Origin of the sequence: Haemophilus sp. C1 (assembly GCF_001276515.1) — a bacterium.
GTDB lineage: Bacteria > Pseudomonadota > Gammaproteobacteria > Enterobacterales > Pasteurellaceae > Haemophilus.
In genome coordinates, this window is the sequence record NZ_LDVZ01000048.1 from 1 (window position 1) to 3,615 (window position 3,615).

The 3,615-nt window shown below is 37.6% G+C and carries 5 protein-coding genes; all 5 read right to left on the reverse strand.

Annotated features, from left to right (window positions below; all coding sequences use genetic code 11):
* Window positions 1-179: hemagglutinin repeat-containing protein (locus ABW51_RS10585; protein ID WP_197271860.1), on the reverse strand; the 179-nt coding region annotated here is incomplete at its 3' end.
* A gap of 140 nt (window positions 180-319) precedes the next feature.
* On the reverse strand, window positions 320-694 hold the full coding sequence (locus ABW51_RS09370; protein WP_053466533.1) for a DUF5376 family protein: 375 nt from the start codon (window positions 692-694) through the stop codon (window positions 320-322).
* 2 nt (window positions 695-696) lie between these two features.
* A complete protein-coding gene (locus ABW51_RS09375; RefSeq protein WP_053466534.1) occupies window positions 697-1,047 on the reverse strand; it encodes an EndoU domain-containing protein in 351 nt (116 codons plus the stop codon).
* Window positions 1,044-1,841 carry a DUF5376 family protein gene (locus ABW51_RS10080; protein WP_156262561.1) on the reverse strand — a complete coding sequence of 266 codons (798 nt, stop codon included), beginning with the start codon at window positions 1,839-1,841 and terminating at the stop codon, window positions 1,044-1,046. The genes ABW51_RS09375 and ABW51_RS10080 overlap by 4 nt, the downstream gene beginning before the upstream one ends.
* On the reverse strand, window positions 1,841-3,615 hold a 1,775-nt coding region (locus ABW51_RS10495), incomplete at its 5' end, for an EndoU domain-containing protein (protein ID WP_331436992.1). The genes ABW51_RS10495 and ABW51_RS10080, both read right to left, overlap by 1 nt.

Consider the following 3,615-nt stretch of genomic DNA (forward strand, 5'->3'; position numbering starts at 1 on the left):
ACATTGGCATTAACGGTGTTACCTTTGACTTGACTCCCCAGCAGGTTGGTATCACCTTGACTGTTTAACGTCACGGTTTGTGCATCTAAGTGGCTCGATTGGTAAGTTTTACTTTCGCCATCTTCCTTGCCACTGCTTCCGCCTATTACTCGCTCGTGATGTTTCCGTGGGAAAAGCATTGGAAAAAGTAGAACGAACTTACGCGAAGTTGAATGTGAAATTATAAAACTTACTTAACATAAGTCGTTGAAAATACAAAAAAATGCGGTCAATTTTTGAGAGGTTTTAAAACTCTTTGAAAATTGACCGCACTTTCAACTTAAAATTCTAAACGCTGTGTTAAGCCTTCTTCAGGTTTTTGACTTCGGAAAATCAGCCATAACCTCAGCACATCAATCATTATTCCACGGGGTAAAGTGAGATAAAGAGACTCCTCTTCTTGGGCAAAAAGGAAATAAAAATTCACTTGTTCGTTCATTACCTCTACACCCCAAGAATTGGAAGAAATATCCGCTTCTTGAATTGTTTCATCCGTCAAAATTGCCAATGAATGATCTAAAAAAGAGAAATAATTTGCTCCTCCCATTGGATCATTCAAATAACCGGTTAATGGATTTAATTGGTGATTTGCCTCTAAATGGCAAGTTGGAATAATTTGCCCTTTATGCTGAATATACGTAAAAATAAGCTTCATCTTTACTCCTGCTCAGCACTTGGAAAAGCGGTGACGACAGGATAGGTGTAACCTTCTACACGCACACCTGAATTTGAAATGCCAACCCACATACCTTCAGCTTTACGAATAGGATCTAAATCATCTACTTGATTAATGTAAGCAGAATTAATTTCCACTTTGATACGATCTGCCGTCCACGTTTGAGGAAACATTAAAGTCTCGCCATTATTATTGGTCTTCACAATATATTGATTAGTTTCACTATCAAAGGCGGAGATCTGTGCAAGATATACGCCATTTGGATAAGTGTATAATATCCGATCAACACGTATATTACCTAAGGCGGAATGTCCACCGATCATGACTGTCATTTATAAGCATCCTCTGAATCAATAATTTCTACGTAGTCCGGATCTGGTATTGGTTTTTGTATGAACGCCAACCATCTTTCTAAAAGATAAGTTAGTTTCTTACGAGGTATTAAATACTCTGTATGATCGCTTTCATCATCAATTTCATCGCATTTATCTAGAAGATCTAAACCCAATTTTACCCTATTATGATCGATAAAGGCATCAAAAGCTTCCGTGCCGATATATTTCCATGTGAGTTCTGAATTTTTTAAATCATCTAAAACAAGACGAACAATATCTATATCATTTAATGTTGATATATATGTGGCTATAGCTCTTCTTGCATTGTCTGACGAATCCTTAGCTACACACCTAGGTGCTAGTTTGCCAGAAGAATCACAATATCCAAATTCAATTGAATCAACAATTTCTATGTAGTTCGGTTCTGTTATTGGTTTTTGTATGAATGCCAACCATCTTTCTAAAAGATAAGTCAGTTCCTTACGAGGTATTAAATACTCTGTATGATCTCTTTCATCATCAATTTCATCATATTCATCGTATCCATCTAAAAGATCGAAACCCACTTTCACCCTATCATGATCGATATAGGCATCAAAAGCTTCCGTGCCGATATATTCCCATGTGAGTTCTAAATTTTTTAAGTCATCTAAAACAAGGCGAACAATATCTATCTCATTTAATGTTGATATATATGTAGTTATAACACTTGAATCAAATAACGAATCCTTAGTTGCACAGATAGGAGCTAGCTTGCCAAAAGAATCATAATATCCAAATTCAACTATCATTATTGTCCCCTTACCGGATAAACGGTTGATATATTTCCCTTCTTATCGAAGAACCACTCAACTTCAACACCAGATCGTGTTGTTCCCACCCCTTTTCGCTCTCCTTCTTCAGAAAGTCGCCCATTTTTAAATGCATACTCCAATTCAACCCTCAATCTATCCTGAGTCCAAGTTCTTGGAAACATTGTTGATACACTGTCTTTTTCCTTACCGGATTTTTCTAAAAATGGCTTCGCATTTGGGTCTTTTAAAGCCCTAGGATTTGGAATAGAAACTTTAGCCTCATAAACACCGTTTGCATATTCTTTAATTACTTTTTCCACTTTTACATTTCCGAGTGTGGTGTGTCCTCCTTTAAAGAAATTACCTTTTGGCTCACCATTAATAATATGCTTTTCTAACACTTTATCAGAAATTGGTAACTTAATATTTTTCACCAACTCCTTAGCTTCTCTATTTAAATTCTGTTCATTTAAATAAAAGTCTTTTTGGCGATTAGAAATTCTTTCATTTAATCCTTTATTTCGATTTATTCCTAGATTTGCATTATCCCTTGAATAATCTACATCTGGTGAACGAACCCACTTACCCCCAATCCATTTCATGGTTTTTCCAGCCACTGAGACCGTTGCAGCACCAGTTGTTAAACCAAAGAAGACCTCTCCCACATCTTGAGGATTTCCATCTGTCATCTCACGTAGTGCTTTCTCAACAGAATGCGCAGGGATATCTTGCTCAATCCATTCTTTTGGTAGACGAACAAGTTTCTTACCTATGCGTAAGGTATCATCTAATGCCTCACCGAAAGATGTATTATCAATATAATCTTTCGCTGATTTTAAACTTTCCTTTGTTTTTTGTGGCCCTGAATTTGTTAAGCCATACCAAATTGAACGAAAATAGGCATCATCTGGATAATAATTTCTTGCTAGAGACTCAAAATCCTTACCTTCTGATACATGAGCCAAATAAGCATTAAGTTGTTCTTTAAAATGCTTATTCGCCTCCTGTGAATAGGCTAGATAACAATCTGTATTACCTGCACATTGTTGCTCTGCGCTGCGTTTTGCTGCGAGAAGCTCCCGCTCAAGGGATTGACGATATTCATCCAGTTCTTGATTACGTTTTTTACTAAGCTCATTAGTTTCCTCTACCACTCTCATCTCGCAATCAGAATCACCTTTACAAGCTTTATATTTTCTTTCTGCTTCAACTAAATCAGATGGTTTTAAATAATTATTCTCCACAGCATTATTCGCCACCGTTGTCCCTATCGATGATTCACTCAATATTTTGACCGCACTTGAGCCTTGACCAGCAGCGGCTAAACCACCAGCCACACCGGCAAGCGCCTTCGCCATTTCTTTCACTTGGCTACGTTCTGTTTCAGTAAGGTCTTTCGCTTCTTTGTTATAAAGATGCTCTGTTAAGTATTTCGCACCTAATTCACCTGCAGCAGTCGAAATTGCACCGGTTGATGCTTTACCGCCCATCAACTCTGCTTCTACCGCACCCCATAAAATATGCGTTGGAATATTTAATGCCGGATAATCTTCCGTCGCTTTCTTGATTAATTGGTTCACGTAAGGTGAGGCTGCAGCCGTCGCAATGCTTTGGCTTGAACCACCACTTAACGCAATTAAACCTGCATTAGTAATAGCATCAACCGCACGTTTGGTGCTGCCACTTGTTCCCCAATTTTCGGCCTGTATTTTAGCTTGAAGAATATCTTTTTTAAGTTGATTAACTACTTCTTGATTACCTTGTTGTTCAG

Excerpts from the sequence above, each read along its gene's own strand:
- ABW51_RS09370 (WP_053466533.1), bottom strand. The coding sequence starts at position 694 with ATGAAGCTTATTTTTACGTATATTCAGCATAAAGGGCAAATTATTCCA.
- ABW51_RS09375 (WP_053466534.1), bottom strand. The coding sequence starts at position 1,047 with ATGACAGTCATGATCGGTGGACATTCCGCCTTAGGTAATATACGTGTT.
- ABW51_RS10080 (WP_156262561.1), bottom strand. The coding sequence starts at position 1,841 with ATGATAGTTGAATTTGGATATTATGATTCTTTTGGCAAGCTAGCTCCT.